Annotated in this window: 2 protein-coding genes; both read left to right on the forward strand. The window is 50.6% G+C overall.

Annotated elements, in window-relative coordinates:
* The first annotated feature begins 460 nt into the window (after positions 1-460).
* A complete protein-coding gene (locus JNN07_23225; protein MBL9170663.1) occupies positions 461-1,492 on the forward strand; it encodes a DUF262 domain-containing protein in 1,032 nt (343 codons plus the stop codon).
* Positions 1,493-1,752: 260 nt separating this feature from the next.
* Entirely contained in the window at positions 1,753-3,321 is a 1,569-nt protein-coding gene (locus tag JNN07_23230; GenBank protein ID MBL9170664.1) for a hypothetical protein, read from the forward strand.
* Positions 3,322-3,934 lie beyond the last annotated feature (613 nt).

The following is a 3,934-nucleotide window of genomic DNA, read 5'->3' on the forward strand; positions in this document are numbered from 1 at the left end:
CAAAATTCCAGTTGATAGCCGATCAGCGTGTCACAGCGATAGTCGTCGGCTCTGCAAAGCTGGGCTTCTCGTTTATTGAGAAGCGAGTAAATGGCGTGGTAGTTAAGCCCGCATATCGAAGCTACCGACCAGGCATCTCTGACATCGACATTGCGATCATCAGTCCCGTGGTTTACGGGAAGATTTGGAGTGACTTGGCGAGTATTGGTGCCCATGCAGCATCCTTTCCAGTTCAGTCCAAACTTGGGCGTTACATGTATCACGGCTGGCTCAGGCCCGATCAGTTTCCGTCGCCGAAGCCTCAAAGGTGCACCGACTGGGACGAAGCCTACAGAGAGTTGCAGCAATACGCACCATTGAGAAACAAGCGGGTGAGGTTGGCTCTGTACCACTCGCAACACTTTCTTGAGACCTACCAACAACGCGGAATTAGAGTCGCGCGTGAGCAGGAGCAGATGGTATGAGAACTTCACCGACCAGCCTCAAAGTGAGGCAGTTGATCACACTCACCAGAGACCAGAAACTAGTTCCTCGTCCTGAGTTTCAGCGCCGCCTTGTTTGGACGACTGAGGACAAGATCCGCTTTATGGACACCATTCTTAAAGGTATGCCCTTTCCAGAGATCTATGTTGCAAATGGGCCAGTTGACGTCGATACGGGCGAAGGGCAGCAGCTGCTCGTAGATGGTCAACAACGAGTAACAACGATCTTTGACTATTTCAACGGCGACCCCAAGACGTATGGAACCGCTTTACCCTCCTATGCAAGTCTCGATGAAGATCGCAAGAGGGAGTTCTTGGACTACGACGTCACTGTACGTGATCTTGGATCAATCACTACTGAACAAATCGTCGAGGTTTTTCGACGCATCAACTCCACGAAATATGCGCTGAACGAGATCGAAATAAACAATGCAGTTTACACCGGGGCACTAATGACCCTTGCGTCGGGCTTCGCAGAACACGATTTTTTTGAGACGCATCGAGTCTTCCGCCCGACTGACATCAAGCGGATGGGAGATGTACGCTTTGTATTGCAGCTTATCGTGACCATGATAGCCGGCTACTTCGATCGGGATGAGATGCTGGAGAGGTACCTAAGCGACTTCAACGAAGGCTTCCCAATGAGCGCTGAGGTATCGGCTCGTCTCACACGTGTCTTTGACTTCATTGACGAATGCGGATTTCCGAGAAGCTCCAGAATCTGGAAAAGGTCCGACCTTTTTAGCGCCATCATCTCAGTCGACAGAAGGCTGTCGGACCGGGCAAATCTATCGCCTACTGACGCCATCCAGCGACTCGAGCGTTTTTATGCGGACGTCGATGAGCAGGGCATGACATCGACGAACGTTGCAGTAGGAACATATGCAAAAGCGGCTATTCAGGCCTCTAACGACAGGATCAACCGCATACGTCGTGGCGTCATTGTCGAAAGTGTGCTCGCCGGCGCTGATCCTCTACAGGGACTGAGAGACGAGGGGCTCGTTGATTGACCCAAGGCGGATGTGCAGAGGGTAAACCGATTCCGCCGCGGTTACCTTCCAGTCCTCTATTCTTTTCGCGACGAGAGACGATCGATGATGGCAGCCTGAAACAGACTCCTATCGGTCGAGCACAGTCGGTGACAGATGAGCAGATGAAAGACCTGACCCCGCAACCCCTGACCCCGCAACCCCGAGAATTTTTTATTCGTCTTTTGATTGCGCGATGAACTCCAGTTATGTCAAAAGTCAGGTTGCCTAGCAATATACTTATGAAGGTGCTTTCTGTTCGTCAGCTTAAGGGAGCTTTAGTAGAGGATGATACAGGCTCAAGGTTTATAGTCGACGATGTCTATGGTGAAATCGTTGATTTGGTTGATGAGCGATATGGCTGTGAAGGAGTGCGGCCCTATACACGCACTCGTTTCGATGAACGATCTTTTGTTACGATCGAAATCGATAGTGTGAATTATGAACATCATAAATCGACGCTAGATGAACTTCTTGCTAGAGAGCTAATTAGCCAACCCATTAGGGACTTAGTTTTGAAATTGAGTTGGACTCCAATATCTCCTGAAATATGTCCAACTATCCTTTCCGAAAGTGACCTAAAGCTTTGTCTCGTGTGGAGTAACTTCTCTAGCTGGCGCAATACCAAGCTGTCGAAGGTTTCAGATCTTGAAGATTTTATGAAACCCTCCGAAGCGAATCGCCTCGCCTCGGCTAGGCAGGCAGAAATTGCAGCTAAATATTATTACGAAAAACTCGGATGCTCTGTGGCTGACATATCCATTGGCCAGATTGGTGACTTTGAGGAGAGGTGGAGAGATTTCGACCTACTCGTTAATGAACACCCTGTGGACGTAAAAAATTCTCGCAGATCTTTTACAAATCATGATGCATACGTAGAGCACACCATACCAAGATTTAAGACCGAACGTGTATCGGGTCAAGAAGTTAGCATAGCTGGTGTATTGTCCGAATATGTAAGTAACGACATGGGGATGGATGAACGTAAGCCCTGTCTTATACTTGGTCAAGCGAACGTCAGCGATTTCAGGAAACTGTATTCATGGATGCGGTCTCGCTTCGGAGAATTGCTGGACTTGCGAGGCATCTGGAAGCCTAAGTTTGTAGCAGGATGGGCTTTTGAGTATCCAATTGAACATTATCCCGGCAGAAACAGTGCGATTTCCACTATTTCCGAGACATTGCATCATTGCATTTCCGCTGGACTCAAACCCGCAGACATTCCTCGATGGCTTCTCACTCTAACTGATGATTCAACACTAGTTCAGCAACTCGGGCTCAATGAAACAGAACTGCGATTATGGGCTGATTTGCGTAGCCTAGAGAGGGCAGTGGGCCTTTCTAGACCGAGTCTTTACTGCTACGTTATTGGTTACATGCTGGAGGGGTTAACTGCCAGAAAATCGCCGGATAAAGTTTTGCATTTATTGTCAAATGCCATCTTTCCCGATGGGCTGGCCTCTGGTGGAGCACGTCCAGTGGGATTGCAGGACTCACTTGAATACATTGGCAATCTGCTACGAATGCTTAGCATCGTCTTTAATGAGATTTTGAGGCGTAAGGAAGTCTTCACGACATTTAAGATTACACACCCACACATCCTGAGCGGCATGAGAAGTGACGGAAATTGGCTGACTCTTTATGCCTACTGCGGTGGATGGCGCCGGGACCCAGTCTTAGTCAAGTGCGGGGCCAGCCCTTTGTATCTCGGTAGGCACAGAAATTGCGCAGCTTGTGGTCACCTCATTTGCAGTGAATGTGGCTTCTGCTCGCAGGCTTGTTCAGATAGTGAAGCTCGCGGCGATGAGTAGATTTTAGGTCGTGTTTTTGGAATTTATTCAAGCCGCTGACTACAAGTAGTGTGCCAACGGCCTGTTTGGCCGAAGCCGGGGCCCTCAGCATGAAGCAGAGACAGGCAGCGTGAAGAGCAGAGAGCCGACTTCGACGTTGCAAACATCATCAGACGGCTCTGGGTCGGGTCGAGACGGACGGGGGCCGTCGGCCTTGTGCCGCATCACTGGCGGAGGTCTCAGTCCGGCCCGGAGCCGACGGTGAGCGTTGGCGCCCGTAAGCGGACATCCACGATCCGCATACGGTATGCTTCTCGCGTTAGGCCCAAAGAATAAACGCCTTGGAGGAATAGATATGCCGCTACCACTTATTCCGATAATCGCCGCGCTCGCTGCTGGCGGCACACTCGTCCCACATGCCGCTGGCGGCATGATCGTCACTTCGGCAACTGGGTATGTCGCTGGTACGTATCTGAGCACCGCAGCTATCGGAAGCATTCTTGCCGCTGGCTCTACCGCACTTGGAGCCGGTGCCTTATATCTTTCCGGCGTCGCGGGTAGCGTTATCGGTAGTGCGGGAATATTTGGAACAACTGTCGGGGCAACTGGAGTCACTGGTGCACTGATGTCCGCC

This window comes from Verrucomicrobiales bacterium (assembly GCA_016793885.1).
GTDB lineage: Bacteria > Verrucomicrobiota > Verrucomicrobiia > Limisphaerales > UBA11320 > UBA11320.

Excerpts from the sequence above, each read along its gene's own strand:
- JNN07_23225 (MBL9170663.1), top strand. The coding sequence starts at position 461 with ATGAGAACTTCACCGACCAGCCTCAAAGTGAGGCAGTTGATCACACTC.
- JNN07_23230 (MBL9170664.1), top strand. The coding sequence starts at position 1,753 with ATGAAGGTGCTTTCTGTTCGTCAGCTTAAGGGAGCTTTAGTAGAGGAT.